This is a genomic window from Vibrio sp. D54 (genome assembly GCF_021728075.1).
Lineage (GTDB): Bacteria > Pseudomonadota > Gammaproteobacteria > Enterobacterales > Vibrionaceae > Vibrio > Vibrio alginolyticus.
In genome coordinates, this window is sequence record NZ_JAKKCS010000002.1 from 1 (window position 1) to 25484 (window position 25484).

The 25484-nt window shown below is 44.6% G+C and carries 26 protein-coding genes, 1 tRNA gene and 1 rRNA gene; 24 read left to right on the top strand and 4 right to left on the bottom strand.

What is annotated here, in order from left to right; all coding sequences use genetic code 11:
* Positions 1–152 precede the first annotated feature (152 nt).
* From rrf to L3V37_RS02615, 4 genes are all read left to right on the top strand, one after another.
* Positions 153–269, top strand: a 5S ribosomal RNA gene (gene rrf / locus L3V37_RS02600).
* 99 nt (positions 270–368) lie between these two features.
* A tRNA-Ser gene (locus L3V37_RS02605) sits at positions 369–459 on the top strand.
* A gap of 277 nt (positions 460–736) precedes the next feature.
* Positions 737–1498, top strand: coding sequence for a hypothetical protein (locus tag L3V37_RS02610; RefSeq protein WP_005374276.1), 762 nt, complete (start codon positions 737–739; stop codon positions 1496–1498).
* A 103-nt stretch (positions 1499–1601) separates the two neighbouring features.
* Entirely contained in the window at positions 1602–2633 is a 1032-nt protein-coding gene (locus L3V37_RS02615; RefSeq protein WP_005374275.1) for a hypothetical protein, read from the top strand.
* A gap of 153 nt (positions 2634–2786) precedes the next feature.
* Here the strand turns inward: L3V37_RS02615 and L3V37_RS02620 are convergent, their stop codons facing one another.
* Both L3V37_RS02620 and L3V37_RS02625 read right to left on the bottom strand, forming a co-directional pair.
* Positions 2787–3143 carry a YibL family ribosome-associated protein gene (locus L3V37_RS02620; protein WP_005374274.1) on the bottom strand — a complete coding sequence of 119 codons (357 nt, stop codon included), beginning with the start codon at positions 3141–3143 and terminating at the stop codon, positions 2787–2789.
* An 85-nt stretch (positions 3144–3228) separates the two neighbouring features.
* Complete coding sequence (locus L3V37_RS02625) at positions 3229–4224, bottom strand: 2-hydroxyacid dehydrogenase (protein WP_267135783.1); 996 nt, start codon at positions 4222–4224, stop codon at positions 3229–3231.
* Positions 4225–4465: 241 nt separating this feature from the next.
* On the opposite strand from L3V37_RS02625, the gene L3V37_RS02630 reads away from it, so the two are divergent.
* Complete coding sequence (locus tag L3V37_RS02630) at positions 4466–4948, top strand: murein L,D-transpeptidase family protein (protein ID WP_005374271.1); 483 nt, start codon at positions 4466–4468, stop codon at positions 4946–4948.
* Positions 4949–4983: 35 nt separating this feature from the next.
* Here L3V37_RS02630 and L3V37_RS02635 read toward each other — a convergent pair whose 3' ends face one another.
* Positions 4984–5694, bottom strand: coding sequence for a glycerophosphodiester phosphodiesterase family protein (locus L3V37_RS02635; protein WP_005386019.1), 711 nt, complete (start codon positions 5692–5694; stop codon positions 4984–4986).
* Positions 5695–5924: 230 nt separating this feature from the next.
* Here L3V37_RS02635 and L3V37_RS02640 point away from each other — a divergent pair, with 230 nt between their 5' ends.
* The 19 genes from L3V37_RS02640 to L3V37_RS02730 all read left to right on the top strand — a co-directional run bounded on the left by L3V37_RS02640 (position 5925) and on the right by L3V37_RS02730 (position 22960).
* Positions 5925–6590, top strand: coding sequence for a response regulator transcription factor (locus tag L3V37_RS02640; RefSeq protein ID WP_237305777.1), 666 nt, complete (start codon positions 5925–5927; stop codon positions 6588–6590).
* On the top strand, positions 6590–7963 hold the full coding sequence (locus L3V37_RS02645; RefSeq protein WP_237305778.1) for a sensor histidine kinase: 1374 nt from the start codon (positions 6590–6592) through the stop codon (positions 7961–7963). Before L3V37_RS02640 ends, L3V37_RS02645 begins: the two co-directional genes overlap by 1 nt.
* Before the next feature lie 207 nt (positions 7964–8170).
* On the top strand, positions 8171–10270 hold the full coding sequence (locus L3V37_RS02650) for a TonB-dependent siderophore receptor (protein WP_237305779.1): 2100 nt from the start codon (positions 8171–8173) through the stop codon (positions 10268–10270).
* 74 nt (positions 10271–10344) lie between these two features.
* On the top strand, positions 10345–11112 hold the full coding sequence (locus tag L3V37_RS02655; protein ID WP_213987657.1) for a DUF3450 domain-containing protein: 768 nt from the start codon (positions 10345–10347) through the stop codon (positions 11110–11112).
* Positions 11113–12480, top strand: coding sequence for a MotA/TolQ/ExbB proton channel family protein (locus tag L3V37_RS02660; RefSeq protein WP_237305780.1), 1368 nt, complete (start codon positions 11113–11115; stop codon positions 12478–12480).
* The gene (locus L3V37_RS02665) at positions 12480–13034 is read left to right on the top strand and encodes a MotA/TolQ/ExbB proton channel family protein (RefSeq protein ID WP_017635540.1); all 555 of its coding nucleotides are present in this window, start codon (positions 12480–12482) and stop codon (positions 13032–13034) included. Before L3V37_RS02660 ends, L3V37_RS02665 begins: the two co-directional genes overlap by 1 nt.
* Positions 13031–13435 carry a biopolymer transporter ExbD gene (locus L3V37_RS02670; RefSeq protein WP_005374257.1) on the top strand — a complete coding sequence of 135 codons (405 nt, stop codon included), beginning with the start codon at positions 13031–13033 and terminating at the stop codon, positions 13433–13435. Before L3V37_RS02665 ends, L3V37_RS02670 begins: the two co-directional genes overlap by 4 nt.
* Positions 13435–14055 carry an energy transducer TonB gene (locus tag L3V37_RS02675; protein ID WP_006741220.1) on the top strand — a complete coding sequence of 207 codons (621 nt, stop codon included), beginning with the start codon at positions 13435–13437 and terminating at the stop codon, positions 14053–14055. Before L3V37_RS02670 ends, L3V37_RS02675 begins: the two co-directional genes overlap by 1 nt.
* Positions 14052–15224 (top strand): hypothetical protein, encoded by a 1173-nt coding sequence (locus L3V37_RS02680; protein ID WP_237305781.1) that lies wholly within the window; start codon positions 14052–14054, stop codon positions 15222–15224. The genes L3V37_RS02675 and L3V37_RS02680 overlap by 4 nt, the downstream gene beginning before the upstream one ends.
* A gap of 133 nt (positions 15225–15357) precedes the next feature.
* On the top strand, positions 15358–15987 hold the full coding sequence (locus tag L3V37_RS02685) for a PepSY-associated TM helix domain-containing protein (RefSeq protein WP_237305782.1): 630 nt from the start codon (positions 15358–15360) through the stop codon (positions 15985–15987).
* Positions 15988–16008: 21 nt separating this feature from the next.
* Complete coding sequence (locus tag L3V37_RS02690) at positions 16009–16548, top strand: DUF2271 domain-containing protein (protein ID WP_237305783.1); 540 nt, start codon at positions 16009–16011, stop codon at positions 16546–16548.
* Positions 16549–16563: 15 nt separating this feature from the next.
* The gene (locus L3V37_RS02695; protein WP_237305784.1) at positions 16564–17394 is read left to right on the top strand and encodes a DUF4198 domain-containing protein; all 831 of its coding nucleotides are present in this window, start codon (positions 16564–16566) and stop codon (positions 17392–17394) included.
* 42 nt (positions 17395–17436) lie between these two features.
* Positions 17437–17757: a hypothetical protein gene (locus L3V37_RS02700; protein WP_005374251.1), complete on the top strand. Its 321-nt coding sequence runs from the start codon at positions 17437–17439 to the stop codon at positions 17755–17757.
* A complete protein-coding gene (locus tag L3V37_RS02705) occupies positions 17754–18305 on the top strand; it encodes a DUF6162 family protein (protein WP_237305785.1) in 552 nt (183 codons plus the stop codon). The genes L3V37_RS02700 and L3V37_RS02705 overlap by 4 nt, the downstream gene beginning before the upstream one ends.
* A gap of 22 nt (positions 18306–18327) precedes the next feature.
* Positions 18328–19254, top strand: coding sequence for a metal ABC transporter solute-binding protein, Zn/Mn family (locus L3V37_RS02710; RefSeq protein WP_237305786.1), 927 nt, complete (start codon positions 18328–18330; stop codon positions 19252–19254).
* Positions 19254–19982: a metal ABC transporter ATP-binding protein gene (locus tag L3V37_RS02715; protein WP_017635536.1), complete on the top strand. Its 729-nt coding sequence runs from the start codon at positions 19254–19256 to the stop codon at positions 19980–19982. The genes L3V37_RS02710 and L3V37_RS02715 overlap by 1 nt, the downstream gene beginning before the upstream one ends.
* The gene (locus L3V37_RS02720) at positions 19982–20857 is read left to right on the top strand and encodes a metal ABC transporter permease (protein ID WP_130546496.1); all 876 of its coding nucleotides are present in this window, start codon (positions 19982–19984) and stop codon (positions 20855–20857) included. Before L3V37_RS02715 ends, L3V37_RS02720 begins: the two co-directional genes overlap by 1 nt.
* Positions 20858–20879: 22 nt before the next feature.
* On the top strand, positions 20880–21749 hold the full coding sequence (locus tag L3V37_RS02725) for a metal ABC transporter solute-binding protein, Zn/Mn family (protein ID WP_130546495.1): 870 nt from the start codon (positions 20880–20882) through the stop codon (positions 21747–21749).
* A 215-nt stretch (positions 21750–21964) separates the two neighbouring features.
* The gene (locus L3V37_RS02730) at positions 21965–22960 is read left to right on the top strand and encodes a porin (protein ID WP_130546494.1); all 996 of its coding nucleotides are present in this window, start codon (positions 21965–21967) and stop codon (positions 22958–22960) included.
* A 204-nt stretch (positions 22961–23164) separates the two neighbouring features.
* On the opposite strand, the gene L3V37_RS02735 is transcribed toward L3V37_RS02730, so the two are convergent.
* Entirely contained in the window at positions 23165–25330 is a 2166-nt protein-coding gene (locus L3V37_RS02735) for a S9 family peptidase (RefSeq protein WP_237305787.1), read from the bottom strand.
* Positions 25331–25484: the final 154 nt, after the last annotated feature.

Sequence of the window (25484 nt, forward strand, 5' to 3'; positions counted from 1 at the left end):
TGTAAGCGTTGTGAGGCGTTGAGCTAACCTGTACTAATTGCCCGTGAGGCTTAACCATACAACACCCAAGGGGTTTTGATGGACTCAATGAAAGAACATTGAATGTGTAAGAACGAGAATTAAAAAAACAGCTTTCCAGATTAAAGAATTTGCTTGGCGACCATAGCGTTTTGGACCCACCTGATTTCCATGCCGAACTCAGAAGTGAAACGAAATAGCGCCGATGGTAGTGTGGGGCTTCCCCATGTGAGAGTAGGACATCGCCAGGCTTTAAACATCGCTTTCAAGTTCTCTTTAATTGAGATAACTGAAGGCAAAACTAAAAATTAGCATCAATAGTATAAGACTAAGTTTTAGTGACAATTTGTGGAGAGATGGCTGAGTGGTTGAAAGCACCGGTCTTGAAAACCGGCATACGTTAATAGCGTATCTAGGGTTCAAATCCCTATCTCTCCGCCACTTTTAAAAAAACCGCTGTTCTTACAGCGGTTTTTTTGTATCTGCTGTTTTTTAACCGCTGTTATCGAAACTTCTAATTGATTTTTCTCTAGCTCTTTCTCCAAGTTTTTGCGTACCTACTTTGGGTTTAGTTTACGCAGTAATACCTTCAATCGAAGACATTTCCATACGTCTCATTTGGGCTTCAAATAGAGCTTTCTTAAGTCTCAACGTGGGATGCTTAAACGCATTTTGATAGAGTTCCAGTCTAAATACTGCGGATGCACTTGGAGAAAAAATGAAGCTACTTTACTGGTTAGATGAATGGCAAGCTCTTACTCAACAAGAACAAGAGATGGCTTTACCTATCTCTGGCTACGATTTACTTGATGATGTGTTTGTGAAGTATGAACTCGTCGATCTTAACAAGCCATTGTTGTTTACATTTTCTCCTTCCGGTACTGATGTGCAGGTACAAGATTTAACTCCGGATTTTTCTCCTTGGGGCTACGAGCTCGGAATACAACAACAAGTAAACATTATTGCCTTTCAACATTTAGGACAAAGTAATTGGTTCCGTAGTCGGAATTTGATTTTCTTTCTGGAGCAGCTATCTGAGTTGCTTCATCCCTTCAAATGTCGTTTGGGTTATGGGCAAAGTCGAGGTGGCTTTGCAATTGGCGCGTTCGCTAACTTGCTGAAACTAGAACATCTTTTGTTGTTTTATCCTGTTAGCACTAAAAATAAAGCGTTAGTGCCTTGGGATGATCGGCCGAGTACTGAGCTTGCTCAGCAGTTTGCTTGGGAAAGCGGCTACCATGATCGAGATTTGGGCAATGCCAAAGGTTATATTATTTATGACCCATCCAATCGCATTGATCGTCTTCATGCTGAACGTTATCCAGAGCTTACCCATTTAAAAGTCGTCGGTATGGGACACGGCACTCAATCCACACAATTAGATAAATTAGAATTTTTTAATCTGGTGGCGCAGGAGTTTGTTCGCCATCAAACCTTAGATATTGACCAATTTAATAAGCAAATTCACGCTTTGTTTTAAAAGAGGACTGATATCAGAGTCCCCTGTAACCAGGGGGAGATGATCACACACTAAAAACTAGATTTTTAACACAATTGCTAGGCGCAATTTAGATGGAGGATTAATGAAGTTACTGTACTGGTTGGATGAATGGCTGGCTCTTTCTCGTGAAGAACAGCAAACCAGGCTACCGATGTCCGGGGAGGACTTACTTGATGATGTATTTGTTAAGTATGAGTTTGTCGACCGCAATAAACCGTTGTTGTTCACCTTTTCCCCTGCTGGTACGAATCTACAAGTACAGGACTTACACTCAGACTTTGCGCCTTGGGGCTATCGCTTAGCCCAGAAACAAAAAGTAAATATTATTTCATTTCAGCACCTTGGGAAAAGTAACTGGTTTCGTAGTCGTAATTTAATTTTCTTTCTAGAGCAACTGTCGACTTTACTTGAGCCCTTTGAATGTCGTTTAGGCTATGGACTTAGCCGCGGTGGTTTTGCTATTGGTGCCTTTTCTAATCTATTAAAGTTGGATCAAGTATTGATGTTTCACCCGGTCAGCACAAAAAACAAAGTTTTGGTGCCATGGGATGATAGGCCAAGTACTGAACTTGCCCAACAATTTGATTGGGAAGGAAAGTATCACGACCTCGACCTTGGCGATGCAAAAGGCTATATCATTTATGATCCAACTAATGAAATCGACCGCCTTCACGCCAAACGCTACCCAGAGCTCACTCACTTGAGAGTCTTTGGGATGGGACATGGTACCCACGCGACGTATTTGAATAAATTCGGTTTTTATAAGCAAGTGGCCGTAGACTTTATACGTTATCAGAAGATAGATATAGCGCAGTTTCGTCATCAGACCAAAACGCTGCGCTTAAAAGAAGATTACTATCAGTGCCTTAACAAGGCGAATGCGAGCTCACAGCATCGTTTAAACTTACTGAGTACCGCTCATAATGTACTAATTGAAGAAAAGAAAGAACATGTGAAGGAGCATCAAGCACAAATCGATATTCAGCCACTTGTTGATATTGCACTTAAGCATGAGTATGACAACCCGCAAGATGCAGTACAGCTTTTGGAAGTCGCTCAGCAGTTGGTTCCGAATGATCCCGTTGTGGAGCACAAGTTGCAGCAACTGTCGTAACGTTGAGATGTAATGCGGACGATATTGGTCAGTGGCTTTTGTCGCTGGCCTTTTTAATAGCTTATGGATTGATATTTCGATGAAATCTAATGAAGCAGTACAAAATAAAAAGCCCAAGCAAATGCTTGGGCTCCATAAATGTTAATGCGAGTTTTAAAACTCTTTTGGCGCAAAGCCTGTCATCACATCAAGGCGAAGTTCTTTACCAACTTTTGTTAATGGGTGAACGATTACTAAGCCGCGTACGCGTTTTTTCAGTTTGCCGATGTCCGCTTGTTCTGCTTTGGTGATTTCACGAGAGAAAGGCATATCAAGTAAGCTTTTACGTTCTTTATTCAGCTCATAGTTTTGCTTGTGCTTTAACTGGTTAAGCTTTTTGGTCAGCTGTTCTACTTCATCCGTGAACTTTGTAATCATTTCGTGATCACCACGAGAACGTGCCGCATCAAGTTTACGTTGGCATGTATCTAAACGGTTGTGCAGCTTTTGAATATCAGTTTTTATGCTCATGGTAATTTGGCTCAAATTTTAAATAGTCGAGGAGTATAGCATAGCTGAGATCACACGCTCTACTATACTTCTCGATTGTCTGGCTTTAGTTAATCAGTTCATTGCCCGATACGTTACCAGAGAAAAAGGCTTCGACGTTATCAAGCGTCACAGAGGCAATATTATTAAGTGCTTCGTGAGTCAAGAATGCTTGGTGGCCAGTAAACAGCACGTTATGACAAGCCGATAAACGGCGGAAAACATCATCTACAATGACATCGTTAGATTTATCTTGGAAGAATAAGTCTTTTTCATTGTCATACACGTCTAGGCCAAGCGCACCAATCTTACCTTGTTTCAACGCTTCTATCGCCGCTAGTGAATCTAGCAACTCGCCTCGACTGGTGTTAATGATCATCACGCCATCTTTCATTTGCGCGAAGGCTTTTTCGTTCAATAAGTGATAGTTTTCTTCACTCATTGGGCAATGGAGAGAGATAACATCCGCATTAGCGTAGATTTCTTCAAGCGAACAGTAACGGGCTCCCATTTCTAGTGCTAATGGGTTTTCGTAGGGGTCGTAGCAAAGCAGCTCCATGCCAAGCCCTTTGAAGATACGCATCGTCGCGATACCAATCTTACCCGTACCAATAACACCAACGGTTTTTCCGAAAAAGTTAAAGCCAACAAGACCTTCTAGCGAGAAGTTGGCGTCACGTGTCCGTTGGTAGGCCTTGTGAAGACGGCGGTTTAGGCACATCATTAAACCAACCGTGTGCTCTGCCACTGCCTCTGGTGAGTAAGCAGGAACTCGAACCACTTGTAAGCCTAGTTCTTTGGCTGCTTGTTGATCAACTTTATCATATCCCGCGCAGCGCATAGCAATAAGCTTGGTCCCGCCCAGAGAAAGCTGTTTAAGGACAGGAGCTGAAAGATCATCATTAACGAACGCACATACAACATCACTGCCGTGCGCCATCTTGGCTGTTTTTTCGGTTAGTCGGAAGTCGTGATAGTGAAATTCAAAATCGCGGTTATTTTTAATTTTATTAAAAGAGGCTTCGTCGTAGGATTTTGCACTAAAAAAAGCAATGTTAATCATGGTTCCCTCTCAAAAAGTGCGGACTTTATAAATAAATATGCTTATAAAGTAATGCAACTTAGCCGCAATGAATAGAGAAATCTTCTCTTTGACTTTGTTGTATCAAATAACGATAAGAAGTACGCCTTTCAGCGAGTGCTATCTTACGGTTCCGCATTAGATACTGTTTGCTTTACGAGCATTAACTGACTAGCATTATCGCTCTTTTCTTGTTCACTTTATTAGCTTAGGCGTTACGACAATGTCAGTAAAATGGTTCTCTATGTTCTTGTGTTGTGTGTTTGCTTCGGGCACTCACGCAGCTGTTGACCTTGTTAAAGTCGACAAGTCTAAGCGTCGAATGTATTTGATGGAACAAGGAGCAGTGCTAAAAGAATACCGAATTGCTTTAGGAGCGAACCCGCAAGGACATAAACAAGAAGAGGGAGACAATCGCACGCCAGAGGGCGAGTACACTCTAGATTATGTTATAGAGGACTCTGCTTTTTATCGTTCTGTGCATATCAGTTACCCTGATGCGATTGATACGTTGGAAGCGAAGCGCCGAGGTGTGTCCCCTGGAGGGAACATCAAAATTCATGGCTTAAAAAACGGTGAGAGTCAGTTGCCGATTTACATCCAAAGTTTTGATTGGACTAATGGGTGTATTGCGATTACCAACGAAGAGATGGATGAATTTATCCAGCTTGTCGAGATGGGGACACCAATTCAGATTGAGTGGTAATAAAAGGTCCCCTTTAATGTTCTGGCTCTTATAGGCTATGGCATAAAGCGCTGTGGATGATCACTAAAAATACCGTCTAACTGAGGCAGGTATTTCAGTTTATTTGGATTGTTCACCGTATAGCACATCACTTTGTAACCGGCTTGTTGGAGTTTGTTTATCTGGCGAGTACGAACCCAGTTAATGTTTAGGTTGCAGCTATAGGCACTAACTTCTTCCAAAAGGCGTTTATCTTTTCTCGTAAAGAATTCACTTAACACACCCAATCGGTAGCCACTGCAGTATTTGTGCATCGCTCTAATGACGTCATGACTAAAGCTCGATAGGAGTACATTCTCTTGCGGCATTGGACTTTTTGCTAACGCATTGGCGAGAGTCTGCGCCACTTCTTCCGCTGGATGGTTGTCTACTTTAACTTCAATATTCAAGTTAAGCTTATTCTCAGTAGCTAAAGTGAGCAGTTCATCTAGTGTCACGATCTTCTCGCCTGAAAAGTCTGTGCTAAACCAACTACCGAAATCTAATGCTTTTAACTCTTCCAGGGTGAGCTCATCAACACGGCCTTGTCCATTGCTGCATCGATTGACGGTATGATCATGGCAAACCACTAAAACATTATCTTTGGTAGGCTGTATATCCACTTCCACCCACTTTAATCCCAGGTCAATGGCTGCTTGAATGCTTATTTTTGTATTCTCAGGGTATGAACCTGCCACGCCACGGTGACCAATTAATAACGTTTCCATTCGCTTTATCTTTTGCTTTGTGGTTGCCAGATTGTACTCGTTTTTTCTATGAAGATATATCTAGGTGCATATTGTTAGGAACCTTTAGTGCAAGTGAACATTAAACTCTAATAGTACGTTGCTGCTTCTTGGACTGAGTCCTGTTGACTTAAAGCCCTAGGATGTGTAGTTGTTTAATTTGTAAATGAGTAATAGAATGCGAACCATTTTTATTTGAATGGTGAGTGGTAATGTCTCGAGTTTTGATAGTGGATGATGACGTTCCTTTGTGTGAGCTATTAGAAGCAGTTTTGCAAGAGGAGGGCTATATTGTCTCTTCTGTACATTGCGGTGAAAGTGCTTTGCAATATATGGAAAAAACGCCGGTAGATCTTGTACTGCTTGATGTCATGTTACCAAACCTTAACGGCATGCAAGTTGCCCGGAGAATCTGTCAACGCTTCGCGACACCTATTCTAATGCTTACTGCTCTTAATGATGAAAACTCGATGCTTGATGGCTACCAAGCGGGAGCCGATCAGTACATAGGAAAGCCTTTTAATGTTGCTGAGCTTCTGATGCGCATCAAAGCGATTCTTCGTCGTGTTGGTTTAGAGCGCCAACGTCAGGCGATGTGCAGTACCGTTCAAACGATCAGTGAACAGCTCAATAGCTTACCACTCACAAGCACGGAAGCCGAGTTACTGAGCTATCTAGTCAAAAACCAAGGTGTGGTGATTTCAAAAGCGGAACTCCAAACCGAAGTATTAAAGAAAGAGCTAAGCCCTTTTGACCGCAACCTTGATATGCACATCAGTAATATACGTCGCAAGCTAGTAGAAGCAGGGCTCTCTAAGCAACATATCAAAACCTTCCGTGGCAAAGGTTACAGCTACCTAGAGGCTGTAAACAATTAATGAAGCTCACGTGCCCACCTTTTATCGCTAAACGTAAAGATAGCTTAGCGTTTAAGTTGTTTAGTTATATGACTGCAATTGTGATAAGTATTTTGGTCGTACAAGCAATGGCTGAGCAAGCTCTTGTGAAAGCCATGCTAAAAGTGCCGGACAGTGTGCGAGAAGAAATGCTCGATCTTGCACATCAAGCCAATGTGCTGATTGAGCACGGAGACATGGATGAACTTGCTGACTGGGCGAACGCGCAAAACTTTTATCTGTTTGTGCTGAATGAGCACCAGCAACCCGTCACTCACCGTTTAATGCATCCACACTTCGAGTTCAAACTTCAATTTAAAAGAAGTATTGATGATCAACTTGAGGGAAAGGTAAATCGCCCGATTATCAATATCCCTTTGGTTAAAGATAATAGCTTGGTGATTCAACTGCCACATCGACTGCATCCCGCACATGACTTCATTTTATATTTCTCTATTCTCAAAGTGGTGATTGCGGTAGTTATTTTAGCGTTGTTCTCATTGCTAATGGCACGCAACTTACAACAGCCGCTTGATCGCTTAAGAGAAGCAAGCAAAAAGCTATCTAACGGCGACTTTAATGTCAGTGTGGTGAAAGAGTTAAAATCGAATACGCGCGAGTTTAACGAGCTGGCGCAAGACTTCGACCACATGACACAGCAAATTCATTCTCTTGCCGAAAAGCAGCGATTGCTTATAAGAGATGTCTCCCACGAGATCCGAACGCCGTTAGCAAGACAGAATTTAGTTCTACACCTTTTGCGGAAGCGAGTTGGGGAAAACGAGCAAAGCTTGGTGACCAGGCTAGAAGACGAAGCTAAAGAGCTAAACCATTTGATAAGCGATATCTTGGAGTTCAGTCGCTTGGAAAATGCGCGTTTCGACAAAGGTGCGAAACGCCGTGATTTAGAGGTGTTGCTCGCACCGCAAGTAGAGCGGTGCAAAATCGATTTAAAACCAGAACAAACATTGTCATTCCGTTCAGAAGCAACATGCGCCAAAGCTTTTTGCGAAGAAACGCTCATCATTCGTTGTTTGAATAACCTTGTTGGAAATGCCATCAAATATTCAGGGCAAGCATCTCAGATAGAAGTTTCTCTGGCTAATCATGTCAAAGATGGGCAGCAATTGATTTCCATGTCTGTATCCGACAATGGGCCTGGTATTCCAGAGAACAAGTTGGTCGATATTTTTGACCCATTTACTCGCTTAGATGCATCAAGAGATAAGAAGCTTGGCGGCTACGGCTTAGGTCTCGCGATTGTCAAAGAATCCATGCGCATTATGGGTGGATCCGTTACGGCGAAAAATCGTGAACAAGGAGGTCTGAGTGTTACTTTGGTGTTCAAGCAGTAAGTATGGTTAAGTCTTATTAACCGTGATGCTGATCACGTTATTGTAGCTCGTCATCAGAGAGTACTTTACAAAAGTTTGCAAATGCAAAGAATGTAAATTTAATGCAAATGGTAATACTTATCACTTATATTCACCCGCGAAATAATTAAGAGGGAATCGCATTCAACAAGCATGTGACCCGAAAAATAATAATCGGAGTGAAAGGATATGTTTACTAAGAGCCATTTGGCGCTAGTGATCGGTGCGGTATTAGCAACACCTGCAGTGGCGGACGTTCAAACAGACGAACATGTAGTTGTAGAAGGTCGAGAGTTCGGCTACAAGGCGGATACAAACAGTACAGCAATGCGCATGGAAATGACGCAACTGGAAACGCCAGGACAAGTAGCGGTTATCGATGAAACGGTAATTGATGAGCAGCGTGCAAGTACACTTGGTGAAGTGCTACGTAACGATGCAAGTGTTAGCGCGGGTGGTACAAGCCGTAACCGCGAACGTTTCTCTCTACGTGGTTTTGAACTTAGCAGTTCAGACGGTTTTCTTCGTGATGGCCGTCAACACTGGTCACACTACCGCCAGCCAATTGAGCTTTTAGAGCGTGTTGAAGTGCTTAAAGGCCCATCAGGTCTGCTATACGGTAAATCTGAGCCGGGTGGCTTGGTAAACATGGTTTCGAAAAAACCAACAACTCAAACACAAGCTAGTTTGAGTCAAGATCTAGGTTCGAATGATCACTCACGCACGGTGCTTGATGTGAGTGGCGCGCTAAATGATGCAGAGACACTGCGCGCGCGCGCAATTTTTGCCAAAGAAAGCTACGGCTCTTGGCGCAGCTACGGCGATGGTACCGAGCCAGAAACGGATCGTACGGTTGCGGGCCTAGTGGTTGAGTACGACATCACCGACAACTTTATGGTGTCAGCGCATTACGATCGCACGAAAGACGATGGTAGTGTGGATTCTGGTGCTTACATTGTGGATGGTAAAGCGGTTCGCGGTGACAAGCACATCTGGGATGCCCAGTGGTCAAAGATTGACAACGAAGTAGAAAACTACGGTATCGATATTAATGCTCAAGTGACTGACAATGTAAACGTAAAAGCGGGTTACAACCGTCAAGACTTTAAGCGTTTTGATGTAGAGTCTTACCCTAAGTTTGACAATTATGACAAAGACGGTGTGATTCGACACAAAGGGAATGATCGCTCCGATAATTGGGTATTTGATACTGCATATATAGATGTGACGACGGACTTTACTTTGTTCGGTACGGAAAACACGTTGTTAGTGGGCGCTAACTACTTAGATTACAGTTATGATCGCTTTATGGCATTTCATAATGAGGCGAGTATTGCGCCAGGAGAAACGGTGCCTAAGCCTGGCTATCGTAGTTCGAAGAAATCACCAACGACTGAGTACGATACTTGGGGTATCTACGCGCAAAACATGATGACTATTAACGAGTCTTGGCAAGTACTTGCAGGGGTTCGTTATGATGAAAAGCGTGATGATGACCTGACAGAGAATCAAGTTTCTCCTAAGTTTGGTGTGATTTTCCACCCAGCGACAAATGGCTCGGTTTACGTTCAGTACTCTGAAAGCTTTATGCCGCAAGGTGAAGTCAGCAGTGGTCGTGGCAAAACTTACGTGAACGATGGCGAGAAGCTAGACGCAGAGCGTGGTATCTCTTACGAGATCGGAACTAAGTGGGAACTGTTCGATCAGCGCTTATTTGTATCCGGTGCAGTGTTTGATATCACATTAGAGAACATCTCGCTGGATGTTGAAAGCGGCAAAGACGCGGGCGGTAATCTCCTACACAAGAAAACGCAAGGTGGTGAGCAAGTTCACAAAGGTGCTGAGTTAATGGCTCAAGGTTTTGTGACCCCAGAGTTGTCGCTAACGGCTTCTGCAATGTATTTGGATGCAGAGTTGACGAAAGCGGATAAAAAATTCGAGGGTAACCGCCCTGCAGATGTGCCAGAGTTCTCGGCAAGTCTATGGTCTAGCTACAAGGTTCAGGACAATACGAACCTAAACCTCGGTTTGATTTATGAAGGTGATCGCTACGGTGATGCAAAGAACACCTTCAAGAAAGATGGCTACGCTCGCGTTGATATGGGCGTGTCATACAAACATAAGTACGATGAAAACTTGGATATCATTGCTCGATTCAATGTCGAGAATTTATTCGATACCGACTACTTCGCAGGTGGTGGTAGCACGAATAGCGAGCAAAAAGGTGCGAGTGGGGTTGTGGTTGGAGAAAGCCGCAACTACATGGCAACAATCCAGTTCAAGTACTGATAACAATTTGATTATTAAAGGGGAAGGGTAGTCTTCCCCTTTGGTCGTTTTTGGAACACAGAAATATAACTCGTATGAATCTAATGAAATCAAGTATCGCTCTGTTGATATCATCGGTTTTGATTCCCGCTCACGCGGCGAACTTAAACGATGCACAAGCTGTGCAGAGTAAAACAAACCAGTCGTCGGCGGTAAGCCAAAAACGTATTGATGCAAGCGCAGAAAAATCACTTACTCTAGAAGCTGAAATTGAGCAGCTGCAAGAGGAAGTCGGTAACTTGAAGATTTATCGCGATCATCTTGCAAGCCTTGTTGAGAGCCAAAATCAAGAAGTTGATAGCTTGAACGAGCAAATTGAGCAGATTGCTCAAACTCGTCAAGGTGTCGTGCCTTTGATGTATCACATGCTTGAAGGCTTAAAAGCGCTCGTTGCTAATGACAAACCTATACGCAAAGCGCAACGTGAGGAACGAATTGCAAAGCTGGATTCCATGATGACGCGTGCAGACGTTGCGGATGCAGAGAAGTTTCGTCGTATTTTAGAAGCGTACCAAATTGAAATGGATTACGGCACCAAGCTTGGCGTTTACCAAGGCAAGATTAACCTGGGTGACAATGAAGCTGTGGAGGCGGACATTCTCTATTTAGGGCGTTTGTCTTTGGTAGCGCGTAGCTTATCTGGTGACACATTTTGGAGCTGGTCACAGCAACAACAAGCATGGCAACAAGTGGGTTCTGAGCAAAAATCAGAGCTAGATAAAGCGTTCGCTATGGCGAATAAACAGATCGCGCCGAGTATGTTAACTCTGCCAGTGTCGTTAACCGCTGCGGAGGGCAAATAAATGATGAAAAAATGGTTATCGGTTGCACTAATCTCGACAGCCGCATTAATGCCTCATACAACTGTTGCTAGTGATGCATTGTTACAAAAGGCGCAGCAAGAAAATCGTCAACAGCAATCGCACAATGTCGCGCGTGAATCAGGTTTTAAGAAAACAGAGCAAGAGCTACAGGCTATAAAGAATAAATTGGCCGCAGAGCGAGCGGCTCTTCAAGCAGAAGCGGACTCATTAAGTGTTACTTTCGGTGAAAATGAAGCGGAACTGGCGCAGCTAGAAGAAAAGCTACGTCTAGAAACCGGGAGCTTAGGTGAGCTATTTGGCGTCGTTCGCCAGAACGCAAAAGAGCTAGAGTCAGAGCTCAAGAGCTCAGTAACGGGTGTAGATGCAAACTCATATCAGAAAGATATCGATGCTATTGTTGCGGCTAAATCACTGCCAACGTTGACCCAACTTCAGGCGATGTGGCACAGCATGGTAGAACAAATCAAAGCAAGTGGTGAGATGGCAAACGTCTCTTTCACACTGCTAAATGGCGAAGGTCGTGAACAAACGGTTAATGGTGTTCGTCTTGGTTCTATGGCGCTGCTGGATGACACTGGCTACGTTAAGTGGAATGGTCAACGCGGAGATGCGGTAAACTATCTTCGTCAGCCTGAAAGCGGTCCAACAGCGAATACTATTTCCTCTGGTGACATTGATGCGCTTGTCATTGACCCGTCACGCGGCATTCTTCTTGAGCAGATCGCAAACTCACCGACTTTGGCTGATCGCCTAAATGCAGGCGGCGTTGTCGGTAAAATCATCCTTGGTTTATTAGCTATCGGCCTATTGATTGCGCTCGTACGTGGTGCATCACTGATGATTTCGCGCCAGAAAATCATGAAGCAACTGAAAACTCCAGCACAGCCAGAAGACAACCCTTTGGGTCGTGTGCTTGCGGTGTATCAGAAAGATAAGCATCGCAGCGTAGAAGCGTTAGAGCTACGTCTTTTGGAAGCCGTTGTTGATGAGCAAACCCACCTAGAAAAAGGGTTGTCGATGCTGAAGCTTCTTGCTGCGCTGGCCCCTATGCTTGGTCTACTGGGCACGGTAACGGGTATGATCGAAACCTTCCAAGTCATCACTCAATTTGGTAATGGTGATCCGAAAGTAATGGCGGGTGGTATTTCGATGGCGCTTGTAACTACTGTACTTGGCCTTGTTTCAGCCATGCCATTGTTATTGGCGCACAACGTATTGAGCTCTCAAGCAGAAAATATTCGCAGTATCTTAGAAAAGCAAGGTATCGGTTTAGTTGCAGAACAAGCTGAGCGTGATATGCCGAGCAACAAGAGTCACTCTAACACCTTAGCGGAGAACGCAGCGTAATGGAGCAGATCCTACTCAGCACATTGGGTTTGATCAGTGAGGATTGGGCCACAACCTTGATGAGCTTTATGCAACAAGGTGGTCAAATCCTATGGTGGCTAGCTGCCGTCGTGGCGGTGTGCTGGCTGTTGGTCATGGAGCGAGTTATTTATCTCACAACAGTTTTTCCTGGGGTAAAGAAGCAGCTTTGTGAGCAGTGGCAAGCAAGATCAGAGCACCACTCTTGGTACGCACATCAAATCCGTGAAGGATGGATTGCAAAAGCGCAAATCGAACTGCGCCAAAACCTATCGACTATTAAGCTGCTTGTGGCGGTTTGCCCAATGCTAGGGTTGTTAGGGACGGTGACGGGCATGATTACGGTGTTTGACGTAATGGCATCGCAAGGCAGCAGCAATCCGAAATTGATGGCTTCTGGTATCTCACTTGCTACGCTGCCAACCATGGCGGGTATGGTAGCAGCGCTGGCGGGCATGTTTATTCATGCTCGCCTTAGCAAAGTGTGTGAACGAAAAGCTATCCAGTTAGAACAATCTTTAAGGAGTCAAAAGTGAGACTCGGACGCAGACCTAACCAACAAGATGAAGCTCAAGTCGATTTAACGTCGATGCTTGATATCGTCTTCATCATGTTGATCTTCTTCATTGTGACCAGTTCGTTTGTACGTGAATCCGGTGTAGAAGTGAACCGCCCTCAGGCTTCTAATGTGGTAAGCCAAAAAGATGCGGGCATTTTTATCGCGGTAACGGCAGCAAATGACGTGTACATCGACAAACGAGTGGTTGATATTGAGCGTGTTGAGGCCTCTATTGAGCACCTGTTACTTGATCAGCCTGATGCTTCGTTAGTTATCCAAGCTGACGAGCATGCTTACAATGGCACTGTCGTGAAAGTGATGGACGCTGCAAAAGCGGCGGGCGTGAAAAACATCGCATTGGCGGCGGAGAAACCTTAATGGGCAGGCTGTTACTTGCACTACCAGCATCACTGTTAATTTCTGTGAGCCTGTTTAGCTTTATGGCGTGGATGGTTGATAAAGGCAACCAGCGTGCGCCAGAAGCTTCGGAAGCGGTTCGTTTTGATATGGTGATGGTAGAGAATGAAGCAGACGTGCAGCGCCGTCAACGTTCAGTGCCGGAGCAACCAGAACCACCCCAAGCGCCGGAGCCAATGGATCTGTCTCAAGCTGACACTCAAATGGAGCCAATGAGCCAGATGACGCCAGTCAGTGCTTTAGGTTTGAACACTGCCCTTGAAGGTATCGCGATCAGTGCACCAAACTTGAAGGGAACAATGGGCAACCAACAAGCACTGCCGTTGTATCGTGTTGATCCTCGCTATCCAAGTAAGGCGCTGAAACGTAGAGTTGAAGGCTATGTCATTATGCGTTTCACGATCGATGCAACTGGACGACCAAAAGATATTGAAGTGATCGAGGCTGAGCCACAGCGTATGTTCGAAAGAGAAGCGATTCGTGCGCTTAAAAAATGGAAGTATCAGCCAAAAGTTGAGGATGGTGTGTCAATTGAGCAGTATGGACAAACCGCTAAAGTGGAGTTCAAGTTAGCCAAATGATGAAAAAATTCTTAATCGGTACGGTATTAAGCCTGAGTGCACTTTCAACCATTGCCAGTGAGTTAAGCCAATACACTGCCGCGAGAGTTCAACGAGCACACAACTTGGCTCAAGAGGAGAAGCTAAAAGAAGCGATTTCATCTCTTGAAGCTATGGAGCTTTCTCGTGGATATGACCAAGCTTATGTCGCTCGAATGTTGGGTATTTTTTACTGGCAGAATGAACAAACTCAAGCAGCAATTAAGCAACTTGAGTTGGCAGTCAATAGTGGTTTGCTACAAGATGAGCAAGCATGGCAAACCCGAAAAATGTTGGCCGATATACTGCTGAACGAGCAACGCTTTTCTAAGGCGTTACCTCATTACTATGCCTTGAGCAAAAACATTCCTAAAGGTCAAAAAGCGCATGAGCTATGGCTGCGTATTTCCCAATCTCATTATCAACTGAGTCAGTGGCAGAAAGTGCTTTCAGCAATGGCTCGTTATGAGAAGTTTGGTCAGCTAGACAAGCTTGGCGCATTGTCGATAAAGCTTTCTGCTGAGCTAGAACTGAAAAAGTGGAAGCCGGCAATCTCGACCATCAAACGCTTGATCGCGATTGAACCTGAGCGAATTGAATGGTGGCGTCAGCTTGTTGCTCTTTACCTGCGTGTTGATGACAACAAACGTGCTCTGGACTCTTTGGCGTTGGCAAAACTGAAAGGGTTACAACTTAGCCAAGATGACTTAAAGCTGCTGGCACAATTGTACGCGAAACGAGGTATTCCTGAGAGAGCTGCGTTGGTAATGAACGAGCTAGAGGATGTAAACTCGAATAGTAAACTGAAAGCTCAGCAAGCGACGTATTGGCAAATGGCAAAAGAGTGGGAAGAGTCTATTGATAGCTGGCGTATTGCTGCTCAGCTAGATAGGCAGTATTACTGGAACTATTCTCAACTGTTGGTGCAAGAAGGCCATTATAAAGATGCCATTGCCGCGCTCGATAATGTCAGAGGTCGTAAAGCGGATGTTGCACTTATCAAAACTCGCGCTTACTACAAACTTAAGCGGTTTGACGATGCGCTCGCTAATGCCAAAAGAGCGAATGAGATTAAGCCATCGAATCAGGCAAAAAGTTGGGTTAAGTATCTATCTCAGCTACGTAAAGTAGAATCGACGCAGAACTCATAGCGAACATTTTTATTAAATACCCGAGCTCAGTCTCGGGTATTTTTTTGTCTAAAGTAAACAATGTAAATTAAATGCCAATACGAATGATTATCACCTAAATTATGCCCCACATTTATTGGTGATGATTGTTTCTATGTTGCTTACAAGCAAAGGTGTTCAAACTTGGGCTCGCCGCCTACATATCTATATTTCGATGGCTCTTCTCTTAGTTACGCTGTTTTTTGCAGTAACTGGTATTACCCTCAATCGCCCCGAATTGTTTGAACGCAGTGAACCTATCATTCAACAACATACTCTGACGGTTCCGCACTCAGTTCTATTCTCACATTCAGATACCTTTCAACCTAATCGTGAAGGGCTGGTGGCTTTCTTGACTAAAGAAACCGAGCTTCGCGGCACTCCCTCCACACTAGATGTGTATACCGAAGTTGAGCAAGGTGAGTTGTTACTCGGAGAGCTTTCTATGGATTTTAAAGGCCCGGGTTATAACGCTACGGTCTTTATTGATATGACTACTGGTGCAGCAGACGTCGAAACGACGCACTACGGTATTGTTGCGCTGCTGAACGATCTACATAAAGGACGCAACAGTGGTGGGATTTGGAAGTGGTTTATCGACGTCACTGCGCTTTTGATGGTGTTTTTTGTTCTTACAGGCGTGTGCTTGTTACTGCCTAAGAAGAAGACGCTCAGAACGTCAATGCAATGGATGAGCTTTGGTACGTTACTGTCGCTCGTAATTTATTTTGTTGCTGTTCCATAACAGCTTTTTTAGAGAACACTTATGTTGAACACAGGAAGATTTTTCCGCCGTAATCACTTTTGTAAAGCCGCTTTGATCGCGGCTTTTGCTCCTTTCTCTCTTTCCGCGGCGCCTTTACCTGATAACGCGAAGGTCGACTTCGAACTCGAACTTCCAAAGATAGATACCTCAATGTATGCACGCCCTTATGTGGCGGTTTGGGTTGAAAACGATCAGCGTAAACCAGTTAAAACCATTCAGTTATGGGTAGGGAAAGACGAATGGTTAAAAGATCTACGCAGCTGGTGGAGAAAAGCGGGTCGTTATGATCGTGAACTTGTTGATGCGGTGACGTCTGCAACACGTCCTGCTGGTCAATACCGCTTCGTCTGGGATGGAACCAATGACGCAGGGGAGCGTTTGGAGCAAGGAAATTACACGTTGTACGTCGAAGTCGTTCGTGAACATGGTGGGCGAAACTACTTACGTCAAAAATTAACGCTAGCGGACAGTGACGTGCGCTATGAGCTTAAACCAACACAAGAGACGGGTGTCATCACCGTCAATTATCAAGTTAAGTGATTAAAGGACACAACAATGAAAACCAAAATGAAAGCAGTGGCATGGGCGAGTGTAATGGCAATGGGATTGGCTGTAACCACCACCGCACAAGCACATCCACGTTGGGTTCTGCCCTCTCACTTTACGGTTTCTAAAGAAGGCGGTGACTGGCTGACATTTGATGTTACTGCCTCTCACGGAACGTTTGTTTTTGATAAGCCTGCGGGTAGTGACCAGGCATTTGTGGTGATGCCGGATGGCCGCTCTGAGCGTCCTAACTTTGTTGTTCGTGGCAAGCGTCGCTCTATGTTTGATTTCTTTTTTACAGAAGAAGGCACGCACAAAGTTGCGATTAATAATCAGCCGAGCTACTACACACAATACAAAGCGGGCCGTCGTGATACGGTGAAATGGGCGCGAGCAAGCAAAGCTGAGCGTGGTGATGTGCTTCCCGAGCAAGCGCGTGATGTGGTTACTCAACTAAGTTACACCCGAGCAGAAAGCTACATTACGGTTGGTATGCCAACGGACAAAGCGTTGGAGATTGAAGGCAAAATGCTAGAGATGAAACCGATCACGCATCCATCGGACATCATTGAAGGTGAGCCTGTGACTTTCCAGTTTTTCTTTAACGGAGAGCCACAAGAGGGCGTTACTGCTGAGATTACACGTGAAGGGACCATGTACCGAAACCATCAAGAACAAATCGATGTGGTGAGCGATAAAGATGGCAAAGTGATCTTCACGCCAGAAGTCGCCGGGCGCTACTTAATGAAAGCGAACTACAAAGGTGAATTAAAAGATAATCCATTGGCGGATAAAGCGAGTGCCAATGTTCACCTAACGTTTGAAACTCAACTTAACTAATCGAATTAGGCTCAGCAATTGCTGGGCCATTTTGGAATTATCATGAATAACACTTCTCTTCTAAAAGCGGTTTTGCTTTTTTCTGGATTTGCGTCCTTTCACGCTGCTGCACATTTTCCTCTGATGAGCTGTCACTTGGCGCAAGATAAAGTGATTTGTGAAGCGGGCTACTCGGATGGATCGACAGCGGTCGACTACGATGTCGAAATGTACGATTACGACGACAATCTGATCGCCAAAGAAAAAACAGATAAGCGTTCCATCGCAGAATTTACTCACCCTGAAACAGATTTCTATTTGGTATTTGATGCCGGACATGAAAGCCCGGTGGAAGTGGATATCGTTGAGCTGAAAGAGAAATGAGTGTACAGAAAGTTCGCCCTGATGATGGTAACCGAGAAGGAAAGTGGGTCGCACTGACAATCGCAGCAATTCTCAGTTCAGCAGCCATACTTATGCCCTACCATCAGGTCGCGACTGAAAAGCCAGACATGCAGTCTCATCAAGTGTTAATCACGGATTTACATCAAAATGAGTTGGGGTTGATCGCTGAGCTTAAGCTCGCTCATGAAGAGATTCGTGATTTGCAGTTAGATACCGGAACTTGGCCTGAGATCTCTGATATGGAGGTGCTTTGGATTGCTCCGTTCGTGAAAGACCAAAACTGGAAGCGTAAAGGTTCTCATCAGTGGCAACGAATTGATGACGGTGTCTACATTGGCGTGAAGACCAGTGCCCAAGGCTCTGCTTCCATGCTGTTGGATAGCCGCAGTTCTCAAGCTGATATTTGGTTTAATGATTCTAGCCGTTCGTTAAATGTGGAGGGACTAAGCGAGCTAGCAAAACGCCACGATTTCGGTTGGAAACAAATCGTTGTGTCAGACTCTTCCTCTCACTCTCACGCCCATTAAGACAACATAATTGATAAGTACTATGATCAAACGCTCTCTTTTACGTCGTATTCTTACAGCCACCGCGTTATTGACGGTGTCTTCTACTGGCTTTGCTGCCGATAAACTCAGTATTGGTATTACGCTTCAACCTTATTACAGCTATGTTAAAGCCGTTGTTGGTGAGAAGGCGGACATCGTTCCTTTGGTTGATGCTGGTTTTAATCCTCACAACTATTTGCCACAACCTAATGATCTTAAGCGCTTAAATGAAATGGACGTAATAGTGATCAATGGTATTGGTCATGACGATTTTGCACTGAAAGTGATCAAGGCTTCTCAGCGTGATGATCTCGTGGTTATCGAAGCGAACAAAGAAGTGCCTATATTGCCCGCTATGGGGCAGTCTGTTGGTCAAGGAGCAGTGAACCCTCACACCTTTGTCGGTCTATCAACAACCATTCAAAAGGTTTACACCATCGCGAGTGAACTAAGCCAATTGGACCCAGACAATGCTACGTTCTATCGCCAAAATGCTCGTAAATACGCGAAAACATTTCGCCTGATGAAGCGTGATGCAATGTTGTCTCTTGGTGAGTTGGACACGGCTGGTATGAAGGTGGCGACAACCCACAATGCTTACGGATATATCCTTCAGGAGTTTGGTGTTGACGTTGCCGCTGTCATTGAGCCTGCTCATGGTGTAGAACCAAGTGCAAGTCAGCTACAGGAAACGATAGAGAAAATTCGTGAATCGGGCATTGATGTTCTGTTTTATGAGCTCAATATGCCGAATCGCTTTGTTGATACCATCGAAGAGGCTACTGGGGTGCAGCTTTATCGCTTTTCTCACATGACTCACGGTGAGTATGAGGCTGATAAAGTCGAGGTTGAGATGCGAGATAATGTGGAAACACTAATCGAAGCCATGAAATTTGTGGCGAGTAAGCGAGCAGGGGAAAAGGCGTGATGACTGGACCTTCCGTTTCCTTAAGTAACGTGGGCCTAAAATACGCCGACAATATCATTTTGCAGAACATCAGCGCCGAATTCGAGAACGCGAAATGTCACGTGATTATGGGACCGAACGGCGGTGGTAAAACCTCTTTGCTTCGTTCGGTACTTGGACTCACGCCATTTTCGGGAAACATAGCGCTCAATTGGCCAGAACCATCAGCTGCATCGGGGAAGATAGGGTATGTGCCACAAAAAGCGATGTTTGAAGCAAGCCTCCCGTTAACCGTGATGGATTTTGTACTGCTTAACCAAACTCGTATCCCTCTATTTTGGCGACGTAAAACGAAACAAACTCAACATGCCCTGGCCCAGCTGGATCGCGTGGGTATGGCAACGCGTAGCGACCGTCGTATGGGGCAACTCTCTGGCGGTGAGCAACAGCGTGTTTTGTTTGCGCAAGCTTTACTGGATGAGCCCAATTTATTGGTTTTAGACGAACCTACAACTGGCATGGATGAGCAAGGTGTTCGATATCTTGAAGGTTTGATTCATGAAGTCGTTGGAGAAGGCAAAACGGTACTGGCAGTACACCATGACGTGACCGCAGTGCGCCGTTTAGATGCGCAGGTCCATGTTGTAAATCGTCAAATTGTGGCGTCAGGGCACCATTCAGATGTGCTAAGTCCTGATCGTATAGAAACATTATTCAAGCACTACACAGCAAAAGTGGAGGCTGCATAATGGATTGGTTGCGAGAGTTAGCGGTTAGCGGCGTTGAAGCTGGATGGTTAAGCGATAGCTTTTCTTATGCTTTCATGGTGAACGCAATTGTGGCAGCGCTGATATTAGGGCCATTACTTGGTGGTCTTGGGACATTAGTCATCGCCAAGCGACTGGCTTTTTTCTCTGAAGCGGTTGGGCATGCTGCGCTTACCGGAATCGCGATTGGTGTGTTGCTCGGTGAGCCGCCAGAGAATCCGATCATCGGATTGTTTAGCTTTTGTATGATTTTTGCGCTGTTGCTTCACTTTGTTCGTAATCGTACGAATGTACCTTACGACACACTGGTTGGGGTTTTTCTTGCACTAGCGTTAGCGGTTGGTGCTGCGCTGTTAATGTACGTTGCTCGCAAGATCAACATTCACATGTTGGAGAACGTGTTGTTTGGCTCGATCTTGACTGTGACGGACAACGATATCCTTATTTTAGCGATCAGCTGTTTGATCATATTACTGCTTCTTATTCCAACGTTTAACCGCATTTTGCTAACTTGTATCAGCCCGGATATTGCACGTGTACGCGGCTTTAATACCAGCTTTTATGATTACTTATTTGTCATGATGATCACCTTGGTCACCATCGCCGCGGTAAAGATTATTGGCGCGGTATTGGTTGGTGCATTGCTACTGATTCCTGGTGCAACGGCTAGGTTATTGACTAAACGCATGGGCAGTTTCGTTCTCCTTTCTTCTTTATTGGCAACCATTGCGTGTTTAGTAGGAACCATACTGCCTATGGAGCTTGAGCTACCAGTGCCATCAGGCGCATCCATCATCATTGTTTCTGCGGCATTTTTCCTAACAGCAACGGTTTACCGAATTATCCAAAAAACGTAACCCTTTTTATAAAGTAATGAACATGAAGATAAAAAAATTAGCGATAACTTTTGGTTTGGTTATAGCGACGACACTTCCATCGTGGGCAAGCGCCAAAGACATTTTAACCAGCACTCCCGTCACGTACATGTTGTCTGAGCAACTCATGAAAGGTACAGGGATAGAGACTCAGTATCTGCCTCCAAAGCGTTACGGCGTTGAGCGTCTTGAAAACTGGTTCGCAAATAAAGGTACAGAGCAAGTTAAGCAAGCGGGTCAAGTCGCGACGGTTGCTATTACTCTTGGTGCGATTTGGAAACAAGACCCGACTTATGTTTACGCTCGACAGGGCAACATTCACTTGATTGAAATCGATGCATCGCAGGCCATTTCTCCTAGAGCTCAAGGAGTTGCAGTACTGACATTAGAAAATGGGTCAACATCGAAGTACGCATGGCTTAACCCTACAAACTTAATCCGAATGGCGGGCATTGTTGGAGAGGATCTACAACGTGTATATCCTGAACACCAAAAGGCGATTCAAACGAATCAACAGGCTTTTATGCTCAATGTGCGTGAACTGATCAACCAACAACAGGCAGAGATCTTCGATAAAGGCATCGATTCAGTGGTACTGATGAGTGAGTCACTAGAGGACTTTGCCTCTGGCAACCAATTGTTTGTGGTTGGGCGCGAATTTAAGCCGGAGCTCGAGTGGACAGAAGAAGACAAATTATCTTTAAAAGCTCAGTTTGAACAAGATAAAACGCTATGGTTAGTGACGGATAAACGACCGTCGAAAACCTTGACATCGCTTATTAAACCGAGCCGCATACTGCAAATTGATGTTATTGACCGCTGGGGCAGTAAGGGTATCAAAACTGAGAAGCCACTCGCACGTTGGGAGATGTGACACGTAAAAAGCCACAGATTTTATGATGGGGAATGAAAAGTTCCCTATTTTTTTGTGACTAAGTTCAAAATGTGAGCATTGATACCACTGGTTGCATAAGAAAGTGTTTGTTTCATTTCTATTTCATTACTACTTTGTTATGTGTTCGTTGCGATTGATTCGGATTTAATCTGTTTCTAAGCGAACCGGTACAAACAACTATACGGATGTTAACAATGAAAATGAAAACTCTAGCCGTTGCAGTGGCGGCACTAGCATGTGGTTCACAGGCCTTCGCAGCAGAAGTTTACAACAGCGATGGTACATCTTTATCGATCGGCGGTCACGTTTCAGTTGGCGTAGGTGAGTACTACGAGGAAGATGTGAAAGTTCACCAAGTGTCTCCACGTATTAACGTCGCGGGTAAGAAAGACATTGGCAACGGTATCACTATCGACGCTAAAGGCGAATGGGCGCTTAACTACCTAAATGGTGGTGAACAATCGTTCAAAACTCGTCTAGGTTACATCGGTGCAACTCACGAACAGTACGGTCGCCTTGTTGCAGGTACTCAATGGTCACCTTACTACGATGTAGCTGGTGTTGCGGATCTACCAATCGCGTTTGCGAACGACTTTTTGTACGACAACCACGGCAACCTAGGCTCAGCTCGTGCTGATAAAATGCTTAGCTACCGTAAAGGTTTTGAATTTGGTGAAGGTTTTGCTTTCAACCTAGGTCTAGGTTGGCAAGGTGAGCAAACTTCAGATGCAACAACATACGAGCAACGTGGTCAAGTTGCACTGAGCGGTTCTGTAGCTGGCTTTGGCCTAGGCTACGTATACAGCGGCGGTGATGTTAAAAACGCGACTCTAGGTACTAAGAACGCTGAATCACACCTATTCTCTGTAAATTACGGTCAGTACGGTTCAGGTCTATACGCAGCAGTAGTATACGGTATGAACGAGTACTTCTACCAAATGCGTAAAGACACTTCTCAACTTGAAGCTCTTTTGGCATACGGCGTAAACGATTGGACATTCAGCGTTAACTACGAAGGCGTAGAAGACGAAGAAGACAACAAGACACTTTCAAGCGAAACTGCGCTACAAGCAGAGTACGCTGTAACTCCTGCTTTCGTAACGTTTGCAGCTTACCAGTTTGATCTAGGTAACGACTACAACAATGAAGAGAACGACTACTGGACTCTAGGTGCTCGTTACTACTTCTAATAAATAGGCCAGTTTCTACTGCCTAAACACATTTATTGTGTTAACGCCTACTCGTTGTGAGTAGGCGTTTTTCTTTCTGCTATTCTTTGGCTATAAGAGACACTGTTAGTTCTCTGCTTAGGTAACCCCAGAGAGTGCGTCTATAAAAATGCCCGCAACTTGCGGGCATTTTTTGTTGTTAGAGATACAGTTCTATTAATACGCTTATTTTTTATCGAGTAAATCGAGGAAGAAGGCATACTCTAGCGCATCTTCTTTTAAGCGCTTAAATCGACCAGATGCGCCGCCGTGTCCGGCTTCCATATCGGTTTTGAACAACAAAACGTTATCGTCTGTCTTCATTTCACGAAGTTTGGCGACCCACTTCATTGGTTCAAAGTACTGTACTTGAGAGTCGTGCAAGCCAGTCGTTACCAACATGTTCGGGTAGTTTTGCGCCTTGATGTTGTCGTAAGGCGAGTAACTCAACATATAGTCATAGTATGTTTTGTTATTTGGGTTACCCCATTCATCATACTCATTGGTGGTCAATGGAATTGATTCATCGAGCATAGTGGTTACCACGTCCACAAACGGAACATGTGCACCGATACCGCGGTACAGTTCTGGTGCTTGGTTGATGATAGCCCCCATTAAGAGACCTCCTGCAGAGCCACCAACAGCGAAGACTTTATCTTTCGCGCCGTAGCCTTGTTCAACCAAACCTTTAGTCACATCAATAAAGTCGTTGAATGTGTTTTGCTTGGTTAGTTTTTTACCGTCTTCATACCAAGGGCGGCCAAGCATTTCAGATCCACGAATATGAGCAATGGCGTAAACAAAGCCGCGATCCAATAGACTCAAACGTGTCGAGCGGAAAGTTGGCTCAATGGTTGCGCCATAAGACCCATAACCATATTGGTAGAGTGGATTCGTACCATCTTTCTTAAATAAGTCTTTACGATACACCAAAGAAACGGGTACTTCTTTACCGTCACGGGCTGTGACCATGATGCGTTCTGATTGGTAATTGTCAGGATTAAAATCACCAAGTACAGGTGTTTGCTTCATGATTTCTGACTCGCCCGTTGTTAGATCGAAATCGTAGTAGGTTCCTGGAGTGGTTAAACTGCTGTAATAAATACGAACTTTCTCGTTATCCAGCTCTAGGTTACCTGTCAAATAGGCAGCAAACGCATCGTCATTAAATGTGAGGGGGAATTCTTTTCCTGTTGAAAGCTGACGTACAGTGACGCTTGCTAGGCCGTTAGAGCGCTGCTCATAGACGATGTGATCATCGAATAACTCGAAGTCGACAAGTTGATTATTGTCGTCTGCGGCAATCACATCTTGCCATTTAGAGCGGTCATGCATGTCATTTTGATGAACTTTCATCAAACGGAAGTTGACGGCTTGATAGTTAGTATAAATGTAGTACCAATCGCCTAGCTTAGAAATACTGTATTCAATGCCATCTTCACGAGGATAGAACGGTTTCGCCTTTGCTTTAGAGTTGTTCGCATCAATGATAGAGACCCCACTGGTTTCTGTACTCGAATGCCAGATATAAATATCTTCGCCATCTTTGCTTTTGCTTAGTGAGGTGTAATAGGCGCTGTCGGTTTCCTCAAAAATCAGCTCATCGTTGCTTTGTGGTGTGCCCAATACATGACGATAAACTTGGTAGCCCAATAAGGTCTGTGGATCTTTTTTGATGTAGTAAAAGGCGTTGTTATCGTTCTGCCATGCGACAGCGCTTGAGGCCCCTTCGATTTCATCTTGTAGGTAATTGCCTGTTGTCAGGTCTTTGATCTTAAGGGTGTACACTCGGCGGCTTAATGTGTCTTCGCCATACGCCAATAAGTTTTCATTCGGACTAACGTATAGGCCGCCGATACTGAAAAATTCATGTTCTTTTGCTAGTTCATTGACATCTAAAATGATTTGTTTGTCTTTGCCTGCAAAGTCTTTAGCTCGCAAATGGACTTCGTACTCGTTATCTCCGGTCACTTCACTGGAGTAGAAGTAGTTGCCTTTACGAACCGGTACTGAGTTGTCGTCTTTTGCGATGCGCCCTTTAATTTCTTCAAATAGCGTATCTTGAAGTGTTTCAGTGTGCTTTAGAACGGTTTCTGCGTACTGATTTTCTGTCTCTAGGTGCTGTAAAATTTCAGGGTCTTTACGTTCGTCGTCACGCATCCAGTAGTAGTTATCAACGCGGGTATCGCCATGAATAGTCATCGCGTGAGGGATTTTTTTCGCAACCGGAGCTTGAGTTTGTTGAGCAACGATCTGTGTTTGGGAGTATTGAGTCATGCTAGGAATTCCTTGATTGCTGCATCCGGCGACAAGCGCGACCGAGACGGCCAACGTAGTTAAAGTGAAACGCATCTGATTTTATCCTTATTGTACACCCAAGTGGCCTCATCCTGAGGGCTGGGCTTTCATTTTGTTAGTGGTTTTCAGTTGTCCATTCTTTGTTATGGGGTATACCGAAAAAGTGAGAATCCTCAATATTTCCGAGTTGGATACTCAATTTGAAGAG